The following is a 13,578-nucleotide window of genomic DNA, read 5'->3' on the forward strand; positions in this document are numbered from 1 at the left end:
GGCGGACGAGGTCCCGGCGGGCGGGCGGGCGCTGGCGGTGCTCGGCGCCGGGCCGCGCGGCGCGCTCGCGGTCGATCTGGCGGCCGACGGTCCGCACGCGCTGATCGACGGCACGGCGGGCACCGGTAAGACCGAGTTGCTGCGCTCGTTCGCCGCGTCACTCGCGGCCGCCGAACGGCCGGACCGCCTCGAGCTCATTCTCGTCGACGGAGCCGGGGCCGGGGCCGGAGCGGGCGAGGGGCTGCGGGTGTGCACGGACCTGCCGCATGTCTCGACGCATCTGGCGGCCACCGACCCGGTGCGGATGCGGGAGTTCGCGCAGGCGCTCAGCTCGGAGCTCAAGCGCCGCGCCGAGCTGCTGGACCGGCTGGATTTCACCGCCTGGCACGCCCGGCCCCACCACGGCGACGGCGAGGGCGGCGGCGGAGGCGCCGCCGACCCGGGCGGCACCCCAAGCACCCCGAGCAACGCCCCGGGCGCCCCCGGCCCCGGTTCCGCCCGCGTCGTCGCGCCCCGCCCGCCCGGCGATATCGACCCGCCACCGAGCGACACCCTCCACACGCTCAATCTGCGCGCTCAGCGCACCGCGAGCGCGGCGGCGGCAGCCGCCCGCCCGCGTCCCTTCCTCCCCCGTCTCGTCGTGCTCGTCGACGATTTCGACGCGCTGGTGGCCCCGGCCCTCGGCAGCCCCGGCCGCCCGGCGGCCGGTTCGGTCGTCCGCGCCCTGGAGGCGATCGCCCGCGACGGCGCCCGCCTCGGGGTGCATCTGGTCGTGGCGTCCGGCCGCCCGGACCGTACGGCGGACACGGTGGCCGTCGAGCGGGCCGGGCTCCGGATCGTCCTGGACCCGCGCCCGCTGAACCCCGCACACCCCACGGCCCCCGCCCACCGCACGCACCGCCCCGGGGAGCCCGCGCGGCCCCTGAGTCCCGAGCGGCCCGACACGGCCCCCGCCGCATCGCCACGCTCGGTCACATCCACCCCCGCAGCCGCAGCCGCCCCGGGCGGCGACCCGGCCCCGGGCCGTGGGCGGCTGTTCCGCCCGGAGGACGCCGGGGGCACCCCGTTTCAGGCGGGCCGGGTGACCGGACGGATACCGCGCACCGCCACGCAGCGGCCCACCGTCGTACCGCTGGAGTGGCGTCGGATGGGCGATCCGCCCGCTCGTCGGCCGCTGCGCGAGCTGGGCAACGGCCCTACCGACCTCGCACTTCTCGCCAGTGCGCTGCAGCGCGCCGCGCAGTCGGCGGACGCGCCCACCGCACCCGCGCTGATCTGACCGCCCCTGTCCGCCTCTGCCCGCCCGCGCCCGCCGCTGTCCGCCGCAGGCCACGCCTTGCCCGTTTCCTGACCGTTCCCGAGCGGTCCCGTCGCTCCTGACCCGGCGTTCCGGTCCGTTCTGCCCAACCTCCCGTCTGACCCACCTGACCCACCTGCCCCGTTCTCCGCCGATCGTTCATCACGGCCCGGTCACGATCCGTGAGTGAACGCCGGACGCAGTATTGCCACGTTCGGTGACCGGGCGTAGGACTACTCGCACGGGACACGGCCGCACGGGGGCGGTCGGCATCGGAGGGAAAACGGGGATGCACGTATCGCTTCCTGCGAAGCGTTCGACACGAGCTGCGGTGGCCCTGCTGGCGGCGGGAGCACTCATGCTCACCGCCGCGGGCTGCGGCGGTGACGACGGAGGCACGGTAAGCGGCGGTCCGCCGCCGAACACCGTGAAACTGCCAAGCCTCAAGGGGCAGAAACTCCAGGTCACCGCGGTATGGACGGGCACCGAGCAGGAGAACTTCACCAAGGTGCTGAAGGAGTTCGAGAAACGCACCGGCGCCAAGGTCTCCTTCGTACCCAGCGGTGACGACATGGCGGGCTTCGTCGGCTCGAAGGTCGCGGGTGGCGCCCCGCCGGATGTCGCGATGGTCGGGCAGGTCGGCGTGATGCGCGAGTTCGCCCAGAAGGGCTGGGCCAAGCCGCTCGGCGCCGAAGCCAGTGCCGAGCTGGCCAAGAATTACGCCAAGGGCTGGCAGGACCTCGGCTCGTACGAGGGCAAGCCCTACGGGGTGTATTTCAAGACCAGCAACAAATCCCTGCTCTGGTACAACACCTCCGCGTTCGACTACGCGGGCGCCAAGGTGCCGAAGACCTGGCAGGAATTCCTGGCCCAGGCCCAGCTCATCTCCGACTCCGGCACCGACGCGGTCGCGATCGGCGGCCAGGACGGCTGGACGCTCACCGACTGGTTCGAGAACGTCTATCTCTCCCAGGCGGGCGCGGAGAAGTACGACCAGCTCGCCCAGCACAAGATCAAGTGGACCGATCCGTCGGTGAAGAAGGCGCTCGAGACGCTCGCCGAGCTGTGGGGCACCAGGGGCCTGGTCGCGGGGGGCCGGAGCGGTGCGCTGCAGACCGCGTTCCCGGACTCCGTCACCAAGGCGTTCGGCAACAAGGCGGAGCCGGACGCGGGCATGGTCTTCGAGGCCGACTTCGTCGCCGCCAACGTCGCCGACGCGGGCGCGGAGCTGGACCAGGACGCGAAGGTGTTCCCGTTCCCGGCGGTGGGCGGCAAGGCACCGGTGGTGACCGGCGGCGACGTCGGCGTGGCGCTGACGAACAGCAAGGCGGCGCAGGCGCTGCTCACCTTCCTCGCCTCCCCGGACGCCGGGACGATCTGGGCCCAGTCCGGCGGGTTCATCTCGGCGAACAAAAACGTCAAGTTCAGCGCCTATCCCAATGCCTCGATGCGCAAGATCGCACAAGCGCTGATCGCGGCGGGCAATGATTTCCGGTTCGACATGTCCGACCAGGCTCCCGCCTCCTTCGGTGGCAAGCCGGCCCAGGGCGAATGGAAAGCGCTCCAGGACTTCCTCAAGAACCCGAGGAATGTCGAAGGCATCCAGCGCCAGTTGGAAGCGGATGCCGCCAAGGCGTACAAGAACTGACCACTCGACCGGGAGAACCACATCATGTCGACCGCGACAGCGGACGGCGCGGCCACACCTGGCCGGGCATCGTCCGCCCCACCGGCACAGCGACCGGGCGCCAAAAAGAGGAAGAGCGTCATGGGCACCCGCCCCTGGCTGGCGGCGGTGTTCCTGCTGCCCGCCCTGGTGCTGCTCGGGGCGCTCGTCGTCTATCCGATCGGCTACTCCGTCTACCGGAGCTTCTTCGACGCCTCGGGCAATGGCTTCGTCGGCCTGGACAACTACCAGGAGATGTTCTCCGACGACGCCACCAAGACGGCGATCAAGAACAACATCATCTGGCTGATCCTGGCCCCCACCGTCTCCACCGCCCTGGGCCTGATCTTCGCCGTGCTCACCGAACGGGTGCGCTGGGCCACTGCCTTCAAGCTGGTCGTCTTCATGCCGATGGCGATCTCGATGCTGGCGGCGGGCATCATCTTCCGGCTGGTCTACGAGCAGGACCCGGACAAGGGCGTGGCCAACGCCATGTGGGTGAGCGTGCATGACTCCTTCAGCGAGTCGCCGCCGTTCCCCGGCGCCCATCCGCGTCCCACCGCCGGGCTGACCGAGGCGTCGGGCGGCTCGTTCACCACCCGGGACACCGTCCGCGCCGGCACCCCCGCCTCGCTGCCACTGGTCGCGGCCAAGCGCGGGGACATCAGCGGGGCGCAGGACGCCAAGGCCGCCAAGGCCGAGCCGGGGAAGGTGACCGGCACCGTCTGGTTCGACTTCACCCGGGGCGGCGGGGGCGAGCAGGGCGCCATCGACAAGGGCGAGAAGGCGATGGCCGGCCTCAAGATCGAGGCGGTCAAGGACGGCAAGGTCGTCGCCCGGACGACATCGGCGGCGGACGGTACGTACACCCTTCCGGCCAAGGCCGAGGGCGCCCAACTGCGGCTGCCCGCCTGGAACTTCGCGCAGCCCTACAACGGGGTGGACTGGCTCGGCCCGTCCATCGTCACCCCGGCCATCATCGGGGCGTACGTCTGGATCTGGGCCGGTTTCGCGATGGTGCTGATCGCGGCGGGGCTCGCGGGAGTGCCGCGTGAGCTGATGGAGGCCGCGCGGATGGACGGCGCCACCGAGTGGCAGGTCTTCCGGCGGATCACGGTGCCGATGCTGGCGCCGGTGCTCTCGGTCGTCGTCGTCACACTGATGATCAACGTGATGAAGATCTTCGACCTGGTGTACATCATCGCGCCGGGCCCCTCGCAGGACGACGCCAATGTGCTGGCGCTCCAGCTCTTCCAGTCGTCCTTCGGCACCGACGTCAACCAGGGTCTCGGCAGCGCCATCGCCGTACTGCTGCTGTTGCTCGTGCTGCCCATCATGTTCATCAACATCCGCCGGATCCGAAGGGAGAGCCGCCGATGACCAGCGCGGACACGGTCGTACAGGCGAAGCAGTCCCTGGTCGCGCGGATCGCCGCCCGCGCCGGCGGCGGAGTGATGCGAGTCGTCCTCCTCCTGGTCGGCCTGCTGTGGCTGATGCCGACCGCCGGACTGCTGCTGTCCTCCCTGCGGGACCCGGCCGAGGTGGACCTCTCGGGCTGGTGGAAGGTCTTCACCGACCCCGGACAGCTCACCTTCAGCGGCTACGACAAGATCCTGGGCAATCAGCAGATCACCGACTCGCTGTGGACCACCCTCGCGATCACCGTCCCGGCGACCCTGCTGGTCGTGGCGATCGGCGCCCTGGCCGGTTACGCCTTCGCCTGGATGGACTTCCCCGGCCGCGACTGGTGGTTCCTGATCGTGGTCGGCCTGCTGGTCGTCCCGGTCCAGGTCGCGCTGGTCCCGGTGGCCAAGCTCTTCGGCGAGATCGGCATCTTCCAGACCACCACGGGCGTGGTCCTCTTCCACACCGCCTTCGGTCTGCCCTTCGCGATCTTCCTGCTGCGGAACTTCTTCGCGGAGATCCCCCGCGAACTGCTGGAGGCGGCCCGCCTGGACGGCGCGGGCGAACTGCGCCTGTTCCTGCGCGTCGTGATGCCGCTGGGCGGCCCGGCCATCGCCTCGCTGGGCATCTTCCAGTTCCTGTGGGTCTGGAACGACATGCTGGTCGCCCTGATCTTCGCGGACAGCGGCAACCCGCCGATCACGGTCGCCCTGCAGCAGCAGGTCCGGCAGTTCGGCAACAACATCGACATCCTCGGCCCGGGCGCCTTCGTCTCGATGATCATCCCGCTGGCCGTCTTCTTCGCCTTCCAGCGGCAGTTCGTGGCGGGCGTGATGGCGGGCGCGGTGAAGTAACGCACCCCCCGGAACGGCGGGCGGCCCGGCACCCCTCCTGGGTGCCGGGCCGCCCCTTTTGCGGTCAATGACAGCCGGACCGCGCCTCGGCGGTGTCCTTCAGCCGTTGCATCCAGTCCTTGAGGCCCGCGTCGAGGCTGCTCTGACTGCCGGGGATGTCGGCTTCGACGGGAGTGCCTGCCCAAGACTCCTCGGTGGTGGCGAGCACGCCGCCCTTGACCGGCTTGAAGGTGAACAGGTGGACACCGGTGATGCCGTTCACGGGCGCGCCCCATGCGGTACACCGCAGCGGCCTGACCGTCTTGACCGTCGACTTGACCTTCATGTTCTGCGGTGACCATTCGAAGGACGACCCCGGGCGCAGCGGCCCCGGCGTCGTCTTCCGCGCCGGGGTGATCTCCGGTATCCAACTCGCCCAGTTGTCGATATCCGTGTGCAGACGCCAGACCGTCGTCAGAGGCGCCTTGATGAGCACGCCGGCCCTGCTGATCACGGGGGCGTCCTTGTCGACGGTCACCCCCTGGCAGTCCTGGTAGGTCCGGGCACTTGGCCGCGCCTCATCCGCCGCCACTGGCTGCACGGCCAGCGTCACCGTCGTGCCGAGTGCGGCGACACCGATGCCCTTCAGGAGCATCAAGGTCTTCCTCTTCTCGATCGCCCACACATGTACTTACGGGCGTAAAGCTACGACTGTAAGTTGAGCGCGACAAGAGGTTCACGCCAATAAACTTCGGGGTGTAAGGTTACGGAGTGGAGAAGACCAGCGCGGCAGGCCCGGCCGCACCGAAACGGGCGCGCACGCGCAACCGTCGCGGCGAGGGCAGCCGCCTGCGCGAGGACATCGTCTCCGCCGCCGCGGCACTGCTCGACGAGACCGGCGACGAACACGCCATCACCCTGCGGTCGGTGGCCCGCAAGGTGGGCATCGCCGCCCCGTCGATCTACCCGCACTTCCCCGACCAGCCGGCCATCATGCTGGCCGTCGTACAGCGGGAATTCGCCGAACTGGAAACCCTCCTGCGCTCCGCCGCGGAGGAGGCCGGCGACAACCCACGAGAGCAGCTCCATGCCGTCTGCCGGTCCTACCTCGCTTTCGCGAAGAGCCACCCCGAGCGCTACCGCACGATGTTCGGCGGCCTCTGGATGCCGACCCTGGGTGACAACTCGCTGACCGAGGAAGACCTCGTCAGCCTCGACTCGACGGCCATACAGGTACTCGTCGACGTACTCACGGACTGCGCCGCCGCGGGCCAGTGCGCCATCAGCGACCCGGGGCTCGACGCGGTCACACTGTGGCTCAGCCTGCACGGCCTCGCGCACCAGCGTGCTGTCATCCGCACCTTCCCCTGGTCCGAAGAGAGCATCGCCGACTCCATCATCGCCAGAATCACCTGCCTCAAAGACGCCTGATCACCGCCTCGGGGCAACGCCTGATCACCGCCGCCGGGCAACGCCCGATCACCGCCGCCGGGCAACGCCTGATCACCGCCTCGGGGCAACCCACGCACCCGCCAGGGACGACGGGCGCCGTCGCGACAGCACCCCACCCGCACGGCGTCCGGGGCGGCGCAGGACGACCCTGAGTCCGTCGCCGTCGAGAGGCCACCACAGAGCGCCGCCCACGCGGGCCCGTCCGCGCACGGCACCACGTCGGTCGCACGGCCGGCCGCGGAGCAAGCACCTCGGCATTCGGGCGCCCATGAAACCGGACCTCGCCGAGGGCGTCGAGGTCGGCGATCTTCTCTTCGAGGGCCTTCACCCCGTCCTCGGGACCGGTCCACACCGAGGCCCGCGCCGGTCCTCTTCGATCCGTAACCTTACGGCGTGAAGTTTACAGTCGCAGCCTGTTGTCGCACTCGACTTACATGCGTAGCCTTACTGCCGTAAGCACACAGTCGAAGCCTCAAGGAGCCCCCCATGAGCACGCCGGTCGCCACCCGCGCCACCGAGATCGTCCTGCCCGGCGCGGTCGAGCCGAGCGGCCTGGAGGTCCGGAGCCGCGACCTTCCCGCTCCGGACACGGGCCAGGTCCTCCTGCGGATGGACGCGACCGGAGTCAGCTTCGCCGAGCAGCAGATGCGCCGCGGCAAGTACTACGACCAGCCACCGTTCCCCTTCGTGCCCGGGTACGACGTGGTGGGCACCGTCACCGCGACGGGGCCCGGCGTGGACGCCGGGCTGACCGGACGCCGGTTCGCCGCGGTCACCAAGGTCGGCGCATGGGCCAGTCATCTGCTGATCGACGCCGCGGAACTGACGCCGGTGCCGGACGGCATGGACGCGGCCACCGCGGAGACCGTGGTCGTCAACGGGATCACCGCCTGGCAGATGCTGCACCGGATGGCCAAGGTGCGCGCCGACGGAACCGTGGTGGTGCTGGGCGCCAACGGCGGTGTCGGCTCCATCCTCGTGCAGTTGGCCCGGCACGCCGGGATCACGGTGATCGGCACGGCCTCGGCGCGGCACCACGCGAGCGTGCGCGAACTGGGCGCGATCCCGGTCGACTACCACGACCCGGACATGTACGACCAGATCCGGGAGATCGCGCCGGACGGCGTCGACGCGGTCTTCGACCACGTCGGCGGCCCCGGAGTGGCGCAGTCGTGGCGGCTGCTGCGCCGGGGCGGCACCCTGGTCTCGTACGGCACCGCCGCGACGAAGAACGAAGAGGGCAGCTCGCAACTGCCGGTGCTGAAGCTGTTCGGGCAGCTCGCGGCGTGGAACTCGCTGCCCAACGGCAGGAGCGCGCACTTCTACAACTTCTGGGCGGGCCGGCGCCGCCGGACGGAATGGCAGCGCCGACTGACCCAGGACCTCACCGAGGTGCTGCGCCTGGTGGCCGACGGCGTCCTCACCCCGCGGATCGCCGCCGAGATCCCGCTGCACGACGCCGCATCGGCGCTGGCGCTCGCCGAGTCCCGCACCGTCATCGGCAAGGTCGTCCTCGTCCCGGGGGCCTGACCGGCGCATTCTGCACCCGCACGCCTCTGACCACGGCGGCCGCCCCGCTGATGCCGCGCGGCATCTCGCGGCCCACCGCCACGCACCACCCACTCAGCCCGGCACCCGGGCAGCTTCCCGGACCACGTACGGCGCATACGTGCCGACTCTCGGCCACCTCTGCCGGTCCGTCCGTCTCATCAGTCAACCCCGCCCCCGCCCCGGAGGTTCCGTCATGCCCCTCGCGATCACCGTCCCCCAGGTCACCGACCCCAGCACCGCCGCCGCGATGCGCTCACCGGGCGAGGTCGACAACCGCGCGGCCTACATCGGCTTCGGACTCGCCTACGTATTCGGGCACGGCTCCGCCGCGCTCTCCAAGGGCACCAGCCCGCTGCTCGATCTGCCCGCCTGGCTGCCCATGGCACTCCTCGGCGCCGGACTCACGGCCGGCACCATCCAAGCCACCCGCGCCGCCCTGCGCGCCCAGCGCGGCGCCGCGGGGCCGGACCTCCTGTCCGGCAAACTGCTCGGCGCATCCTGGCTCATCGGCTTCGCCGCCCTGTTCCTCGCCATCACCGGCCTGTCGTCCGCCGTCGAGATGCCCGACCTGCAGTCCATGCTCTGGCCCACCGGATCCGGCCTCATCGTCGGCTTGCTCTACGTCAGCGAAGGCGCCGCACGCCGCAACGTCCTGCACTACGGCCTCGGCGTCTGGCTCGCGCTGACCTCCACCGCCGCGCTCTTCCTCGGCACCCCCGGCCTCTACTGGGTCCTCACCATCGCCGGTGGCGGCGCCTACGCCGTCGCCACCGCCCTCGAACGCCGCCGCCTCGGCCTCCACTGACCACCCACCTTCACCCACCACGGCAAGGAGAATCCGATGATCTACCACGGCATCCGCATGAAGCTCAGGGAAGGCATCACCTCCCAGCAGATCGACGAGGCGCTGGACTGCCTCAAGGACCAGGGCCGGGCCATCCCCGCGGTGAAATCGTTCATCTTCGGCCGCGAATACAACAGCGACTTCGACTGGAGTGCGGTGTTCACCCTGGAAGATCTGGACGCGTACTGGGAGTACCTCATCCACCCGGTGCACGTGACATCGGAACGGATCGGCTTCCCGCTGATCGAAAAGTTCGAGAGCTTCGACATCTCCGACACCCCCCACCCAGAACTGGGCGCCAAGATCGCAGAGCTGCAGAAGCGGCACTACGAAGCCGACCCCGGGCTCGCCGAGCTGCTGTCCGGCCTCGACTCCCACACCGGCAGCAGCGCTCTTGCGCACAAGAGTTGACCTGCGGCCGAGCACCCTGTCTGTTGCTGGATCACGGCGCACCACACTCCGCCCACACCGTCTTACCGACGGGCATACGAGGCGTCGTGCCCCATCGGGTGGCCAGCAGATCCACCAGGAGCAGGCCACGACCCGACTCGTCATCGGCCGTCAGCGTCGACGGAACGGCCGGGAGACGGTCCTCGCGGGCATCCGAGACCTCGATACGGATCGTCCGCGTCGAGGGCGCGCAGGCAAGGCGGAGACGGAAGTCCCGCCCGGGCACCCGGCCGTGCCGAACGGCGTTGGAGGCCAGCTCCGCCACCAGCAGGGCCACCGTGCAGGACGCGTCCGACGCGGGCGGACAGCCCCACTCCTCCATGCACCGCACCGCGAGCCGCCGCGCGAGCCGCGCCCCGCGCGGCGTAGCGGGGAACTGCTGGGTGCGCTCCCGGAGTTCGGGCTCGGGCTCCGGCGCCGTGATCGTCTTCAGCACGGTGTTGTCCATTTCCGTCCGATCGATTGTCCGTACGATTCGCACCGTGTGCGCATCGTGACGTTCCGTGCTTAAGGATCGTGGCGCGGGTCTACGCTCGAAAGGCCATGACGCCTTACCTTTCAGGCCGTAAGGAACGGAAGTGATGTTTTGGCCAGAGAAGTTGATCCTCGCTCATCGATGGCGGCGTTATTCGGCTCGCGGGTCCGCAGACTCCGCACGGCCGCCGGTCTGACCCAGGCCGAGCTGGGCGAGAGGACGCATGTGGTCAGCACCCGGATCACCCAGATCGAGCGCGCCTCGGGAGCGAAGCCGACGTTCGAGCTGGCGCGGACGCTCGACACCGTCCTGGAGGCGGACAGCCTGCTCGTCGACATGTGGCCGTACGTCTATCGGGAGGCGTTCCCGGACTGGTCGCGGGCGTTCATGGCCTACTCGGAGCGGGCGGTGTCCATCAGGCAGTACGCGGCGCATGTGGTGCCCGGTCTGTTGCAGAGCAAGGACTACGCGCGGGCCGTGCTGAGCCTCGATCCCTTACTCAGCGGGGAGCATCAGTTGGGGGAGCGCGTCACCGCTCGCCTCGGACGGCAGGAGCGGCTCCGTTCCCCGGACCGGCCCGAGCTATGGGTCGTCCTGGACGAGGCGGTGCTACGGCGCCCGATCGGCGGCCATTCGGTCATGCGAGCCCAGTTGTGCCGGTTGCTGGAGGCAGCCGGTAAACGCCACATCACCGTGCAGGTCCTGCCATTCGACCAGGGCGGGCATGAGGCAATGGGCGGGTCCCTCACCGTGCTGACCCTGCCGGATGGCGACGAAGTGGCCTACAAAGAGGGGGCTGACTTCGGTCAACTCGTCGAGGAACCAAGCGATGTGAAGCGTTACTCGGTGACCTACGATCGGCTGCGGGCGGCGTCTCTGCCCCCGCTCATGTCGCTCGACATGATCCGATCCGTGATGGAGGGCAACCACCGTGGAGCGAGTGTCCCGTCCCGATCTGAACGGCGCCGCGTGGCGCAAGAGCAGCTACAGCAATCAGGCGGGTGGCGACTGCGTGGAGGTGGCCGACGGCATACCCGGCGTCGTCCCCGTCCGTGACAGCAAGCGGCCCGACGGCCCCGCGCTGGTCTTCCCGGCGGACTCCTGGGGCAGCTTCGTCGATGAGCTGACGACCGGCCGCGGGCTCTGATCCCCGATGGCTGGCCTTGACCTGAACGGCGCGTACTGGCGCAAGAGCAGCTATAGCAATCAGGAAGGCGGTGACTGCGTCGAGGTGGCGAGCCTCGACCTGGGCGGCGCCATCTGGCATAAGAGCAGTTACAGCAATCAGGCGGGTGGCAACTGCGTCGAGGTGGGCGACATGGCCAGGGTCGTTCCCGTCCGTGACAGCAAGTATCCCGACGGTCCGGTACTGGTCTTCCCGGCGGACTCCTGGGCCGCCTTCGTTGATGAACTGACGACCGGCCGCCGCCTCTGACGTACCCGTTTTGCCTGGTCGCCGTTGCGGTGTCCACCCCAAGACGCCGCAACGGCCCGCACCGGACAAGTCCTCGCAGCGCGGCCACACTTGGGAGTCTGGATGTCTGAAATAGGCTCTTCGACACACGGAACCTCCCCCGGGCACTGCACATCTTCCGGTGCGCAGGCGCCGACTGACTTCGCGCGCCGATTCGTATTCGAGGGGACCCAAAACTTCATGAAGAGCAAGCTGACCGCCGTGGCCCTTGCGGCCCTCGTCGTCGCGGGGACTGCCGCTACGGCCATCCCGGCCTCGGCCGCCACCGCCAAGGCCGAGCCGACCCGCTGCCACACCGCCGACCTGAAGGCCGGCTTCGCCATGGGGGATGACGCGAGGCCGGAGATGGACCAGACCGACAAGCAAACCCAGGCGTACATCTGGTTCACCAACCAGAGCACGCGCACCTGCACGCTGTCCGGCTTCGCCGGTGTTGACATGGTCGGCGCTCAGGAGACCGACGGCACCTGGTCGCTGGCGCGCTCCTCCGAGAAGCCCGAAAAGATGGTCCTGGGGCAGGGGGACACGACGGGCTTCACCATCAACCTCCTCCCGGTGGCCGAGTCCACACCGCAGAAGGAGAAGTTCGTTCCGGCGAAGTTCTTGGTCACCCCGCCGAACGAGACGGAGCACTTCACCCTGAAGTGGCCGTTCGGCGGCCAGATCCTCAAGCAGGACGGCGCCACCCACCCCGGCACCTACCTCAACCCGGTCGGGCTGTAACCAAGCTGGGCAGCCTCTGAGCTTCCTTTCAGTGTCGCCGGTGGCCACCGCAGGACTCCCGGGCCCCGCCCGGCAGACGAGCTGAAGACCGACCGCCGTCCCTGAGTCGGCCAGGAACCGGTCGAAGTCGTCACTCAGGGTCCGCCGGACCCTCGTACGCGAGGGTCCGGCGGGCCGCGAACTCCCCCAAAGAACCGGGGTGAAGAACTTCCCGCCCACCCACCCTTCCCGCTGGTCACCCGTACGAGTGACCAGCTTGCGAGGGAAGCACGGCGGTCGTTACGTTCACCGCAACACAACCGCAAACAGACGACGGCCCCCGGCCGGGACGGCAATCCCGATCGAGGGCCTGACCGATCAGGAAGCAAAGGCCCTTCCCGATGGCTGAGCCGCAGTCTAACGCGCGCCTGCGCGCCGACGCCGGAGCTCCGACCTCCGGCGTGATCCACGTCCGTACCCGCCTCACCGCCGATTTCACCGTGATCGCCAACGCCCTCGCACAGCGGCGCGGAAGTGCCGTCACGATCGGCGTCGCGGCGTACATCTCGTCACTCCCCGACGGCACCCCCGTGAGCATCGCCGCACTGTGCGAGCACTTCACCGAGGGCGAGATCCTGATCTCGCGGGCCTTAAGGGAGTTGGAGGCCGCCGGCTACCTGGAGCGGCGACGCGAACGCGGACCCGGGGGCGTCATCCGCACCCGGACCTACTTCTACGACCTACCGGGCGATGGCACGCCCAACCCACCGCGCCCCCGAAAGCCCCGTCCGAGCGCGTCCCAGAAGGCACCCGCCGCGCGCACAGCAGCACACACGCCCCAGCCGGAAGCCCCTGCCGACACCAGCCACACCGCGCCCTCACTCGCTGAGAGCGACGAACGGGCCGTCGCCATCCTCACCTCACTGCGCATCGCCGACCCCCGGCTGGTCCTGTCCCGCCGGGACGTCGCCGAACTCGCGCCCGCCGTCAGCCAATGGCTCACCGCAGGGGTAGGGCCCGCGCAGATCACCAATGCGCTGACCACCCGCCTCCCCGATCGCCTGCTGACCCGCCCGGCCCGCATCCTGGCCTTCCGCCTCAGCGAGCCCCCACTCCCCGTACCCGCCCCGGTCGCCCCGCCCAGCCCACCGCCCGTCCTCCCCTGGCGCACCTGCGACGGCTGCGACCGCGTCTTCCGTTCCGCGAACGGCGGCCGCTGCCGCGACTGCCGAGCCGCACCCGAGCAACCCGCGGCCGCCGCCTCCGGGGAGGATCTGCGGGCGGTGTGCTGAGCGGATCACATCAGTTGTGTAAGTAGGCCGAAACAGGCGGCTGATGGCGCAGAGACGACCTTGACCAAGGTCCGCCAGGGCTGGTCGGCTTGGAAGGTTGTGGTGTCGAAATCGGGGGTTGCGTTCGTGGTCAGGTCG

15 protein-coding genes are annotated in these 13,578 nt (G+C 69.8%); 13 read left to right on the plus strand and 2 right to left on the minus strand.

Translation table 11 applies throughout. The features are described 5' to 3' along the window. Positions 1-37 precede the first annotated feature (37 nt). From STRVI_RS56570 to STRVI_RS39340, 4 genes are all read left to right on the plus strand, one after another. Positions 38-1,279 carry an FtsK/SpoIIIE domain-containing protein gene (locus STRVI_RS56570; protein ID WP_435532641.1) on the plus strand — a complete coding sequence of 414 codons (1,242 nt, stop codon included), beginning with the start codon at positions 38-40 and terminating at the stop codon, positions 1,277-1,279. Between the two features lie 307 nt (positions 1,280-1,586). Then, entirely contained in the window at positions 1,587-2,945 is a 1,359-nt protein-coding gene (locus STRVI_RS39330) for an ABC transporter substrate-binding protein (RefSeq protein ID WP_014061135.1), read from the plus strand. A gap of 24 nt (positions 2,946-2,969) precedes the next feature. Beyond that, positions 2,970-4,343: a carbohydrate ABC transporter permease gene (locus tag STRVI_RS39335; RefSeq protein WP_043237280.1), complete on the plus strand. Its 1,374-nt coding sequence runs from the start codon at positions 2,970-2,972 to the stop codon at positions 4,341-4,343. After that, positions 4,340-5,221 carry a carbohydrate ABC transporter permease gene (locus tag STRVI_RS39340; RefSeq protein WP_014061137.1) on the plus strand — a complete coding sequence of 294 codons (882 nt, stop codon included), beginning with the start codon at positions 4,340-4,342 and terminating at the stop codon, positions 5,219-5,221. The genes STRVI_RS39335 and STRVI_RS39340 overlap by 4 nt, the downstream gene beginning before the upstream one ends. A gap of 64 nt (positions 5,222-5,285) precedes the next feature. On the opposite strand, the gene STRVI_RS39345 is transcribed toward STRVI_RS39340, so the two are convergent. After that, the gene (locus tag STRVI_RS39345) at positions 5,286-5,855 is read right to left on the minus strand and encodes an SRPBCC family protein (protein ID WP_014061138.1); all 570 of its coding nucleotides are present in this window, start codon (positions 5,853-5,855) and stop codon (positions 5,286-5,288) included. 116 nt (positions 5,856-5,971) lie between these two features. Between STRVI_RS39345 and STRVI_RS39350 the strand changes: the two genes are divergently transcribed. The 4 genes from STRVI_RS39350 (at position 5,972) to STRVI_RS39365 (ending at position 9,458) form a co-directional block, all read left to right on the plus strand. Further along, entirely contained in the window at positions 5,972-6,631 is a 660-nt protein-coding gene (locus STRVI_RS39350) for a TetR/AcrR family transcriptional regulator (RefSeq protein WP_014061139.1), read from the plus strand. 507 nt (positions 6,632-7,138) lie between these two features. Next, positions 7,139-8,182 carry a medium chain dehydrogenase/reductase family protein gene (locus STRVI_RS39355; RefSeq protein WP_014061140.1) on the plus strand — a complete coding sequence of 348 codons (1,044 nt, stop codon included), beginning with the start codon at positions 7,139-7,141 and terminating at the stop codon, positions 8,180-8,182. Positions 8,183-8,396: 214 nt separating this feature from the next. Continuing rightward, entirely contained in the window at positions 8,397-9,008 is a 612-nt protein-coding gene (locus tag STRVI_RS39360; protein WP_014061141.1) for a hypothetical protein, read from the plus strand. A 36-nt stretch (positions 9,009-9,044) separates the two neighbouring features. Continuing rightward, complete coding sequence (locus STRVI_RS39365) at positions 9,045-9,458, plus strand: Dabb family protein (protein WP_014061142.1); 414 nt, start codon at positions 9,045-9,047, stop codon at positions 9,456-9,458. A 31-nt stretch (positions 9,459-9,489) separates the two neighbouring features. On the opposite strand, the gene STRVI_RS39370 is transcribed toward STRVI_RS39365, so the two are convergent. Next, positions 9,490-9,945 (minus strand): ATP-binding protein, encoded by a 456-nt coding sequence (locus STRVI_RS39370; RefSeq protein WP_014061143.1) that lies wholly within the window; start codon positions 9,943-9,945, stop codon positions 9,490-9,492. 168 nt (positions 9,946-10,113) lie between these two features. Between STRVI_RS39370 and STRVI_RS39375 the strand changes: the two genes are divergently transcribed. From STRVI_RS39375 to STRVI_RS39390, 5 genes are all read left to right on the plus strand, one after another. Continuing rightward, positions 10,114-11,028 (plus strand): helix-turn-helix domain-containing protein, encoded by a 915-nt coding sequence (locus tag STRVI_RS39375; protein WP_014061144.1) that lies wholly within the window; start codon positions 10,114-10,116, stop codon positions 11,026-11,028. Further along, positions 10,991-11,119 carry a DUF397 domain-containing protein gene (locus STRVI_RS53170; protein WP_167543259.1) on the plus strand — a complete coding sequence of 43 codons (129 nt, stop codon included), beginning with the start codon at positions 10,991-10,993 and terminating at the stop codon, positions 11,117-11,119. The genes STRVI_RS39375 and STRVI_RS53170 overlap by 38 nt, the downstream gene beginning before the upstream one ends. A gap of 6 nt (positions 11,120-11,125) precedes the next feature. Then, on the plus strand, positions 11,126-11,407 hold the full coding sequence (locus STRVI_RS39380) for a DUF397 domain-containing protein (protein WP_014061145.1): 282 nt from the start codon (positions 11,126-11,128) through the stop codon (positions 11,405-11,407). A 219-nt stretch (positions 11,408-11,626) separates the two neighbouring features. Next, positions 11,627-12,169: a DUF4232 domain-containing protein gene (locus STRVI_RS39385; protein WP_014061146.1), complete on the plus strand. Its 543-nt coding sequence runs from the start codon at positions 11,627-11,629 to the stop codon at positions 12,167-12,169. Positions 12,170-12,549: 380 nt separating this feature from the next. Beyond that, positions 12,550-13,440 (plus strand): hypothetical protein, encoded by an 891-nt coding sequence (locus tag STRVI_RS39390; protein WP_014061147.1) that lies wholly within the window; start codon positions 12,550-12,552, stop codon positions 13,438-13,440. Positions 13,441-13,578 lie beyond the last annotated feature (138 nt).

This window comes from Streptomyces violaceusniger Tu 4113, from assembly GCF_000147815.2.
Taxonomy (GTDB): domain Bacteria; phylum Actinomycetota; class Actinomycetes; order Streptomycetales; family Streptomycetaceae; genus Streptomyces; species Streptomyces violaceusniger_A.

Excerpts from the sequence above, each read along its gene's own strand:
- STRVI_RS39330 (WP_014061135.1), top strand. The coding sequence starts at position 1,587 with ATGCACGTATCGCTTCCTGCGAAGCGTTCGACACGAGCTGCGGTGGCC.
- STRVI_RS39335 (WP_043237280.1), top strand. The coding sequence starts at position 2,970 with ATGTCGACCGCGACAGCGGACGGCGCGGCCACACCTGGCCGGGCATCG.
- STRVI_RS39340 (WP_014061137.1), top strand. The coding sequence starts at position 4,340 with ATGACCAGCGCGGACACGGTCGTACAGGCGAAGCAGTCCCTGGTCGCG.
- STRVI_RS39345 (WP_014061138.1), bottom strand. The coding sequence starts at position 5,855 with ATGCTCCTGAAGGGCATCGGTGTCGCCGCACTCGGCACGACGGTGACG.
- STRVI_RS39355 (WP_014061140.1), top strand. The coding sequence starts at position 7,139 with ATGAGCACGCCGGTCGCCACCCGCGCCACCGAGATCGTCCTGCCCGGC.
- STRVI_RS39360 (WP_014061141.1), top strand. The coding sequence starts at position 8,397 with ATGCCCCTCGCGATCACCGTCCCCCAGGTCACCGACCCCAGCACCGCC.
- STRVI_RS39365 (WP_014061142.1), top strand. The coding sequence starts at position 9,045 with ATGATCTACCACGGCATCCGCATGAAGCTCAGGGAAGGCATCACCTCC.
- STRVI_RS39370 (WP_014061143.1), bottom strand. The coding sequence starts at position 9,945 with ATGGACAACACCGTGCTGAAGACGATCACGGCGCCGGAGCCCGAGCCC.
- STRVI_RS39375 (WP_014061144.1), top strand. The coding sequence starts at position 10,114 with ATGGCGGCGTTATTCGGCTCGCGGGTCCGCAGACTCCGCACGGCCGCC.
- STRVI_RS39380 (WP_014061145.1), top strand. The coding sequence starts at position 11,126 with ATGGCTGGCCTTGACCTGAACGGCGCGTACTGGCGCAAGAGCAGCTAT.
- STRVI_RS39385 (WP_014061146.1), top strand. The coding sequence starts at position 11,627 with ATGAAGAGCAAGCTGACCGCCGTGGCCCTTGCGGCCCTCGTCGTCGCG.
- STRVI_RS39390 (WP_014061147.1), top strand. The coding sequence starts at position 12,550 with ATGGCTGAGCCGCAGTCTAACGCGCGCCTGCGCGCCGACGCCGGAGCT.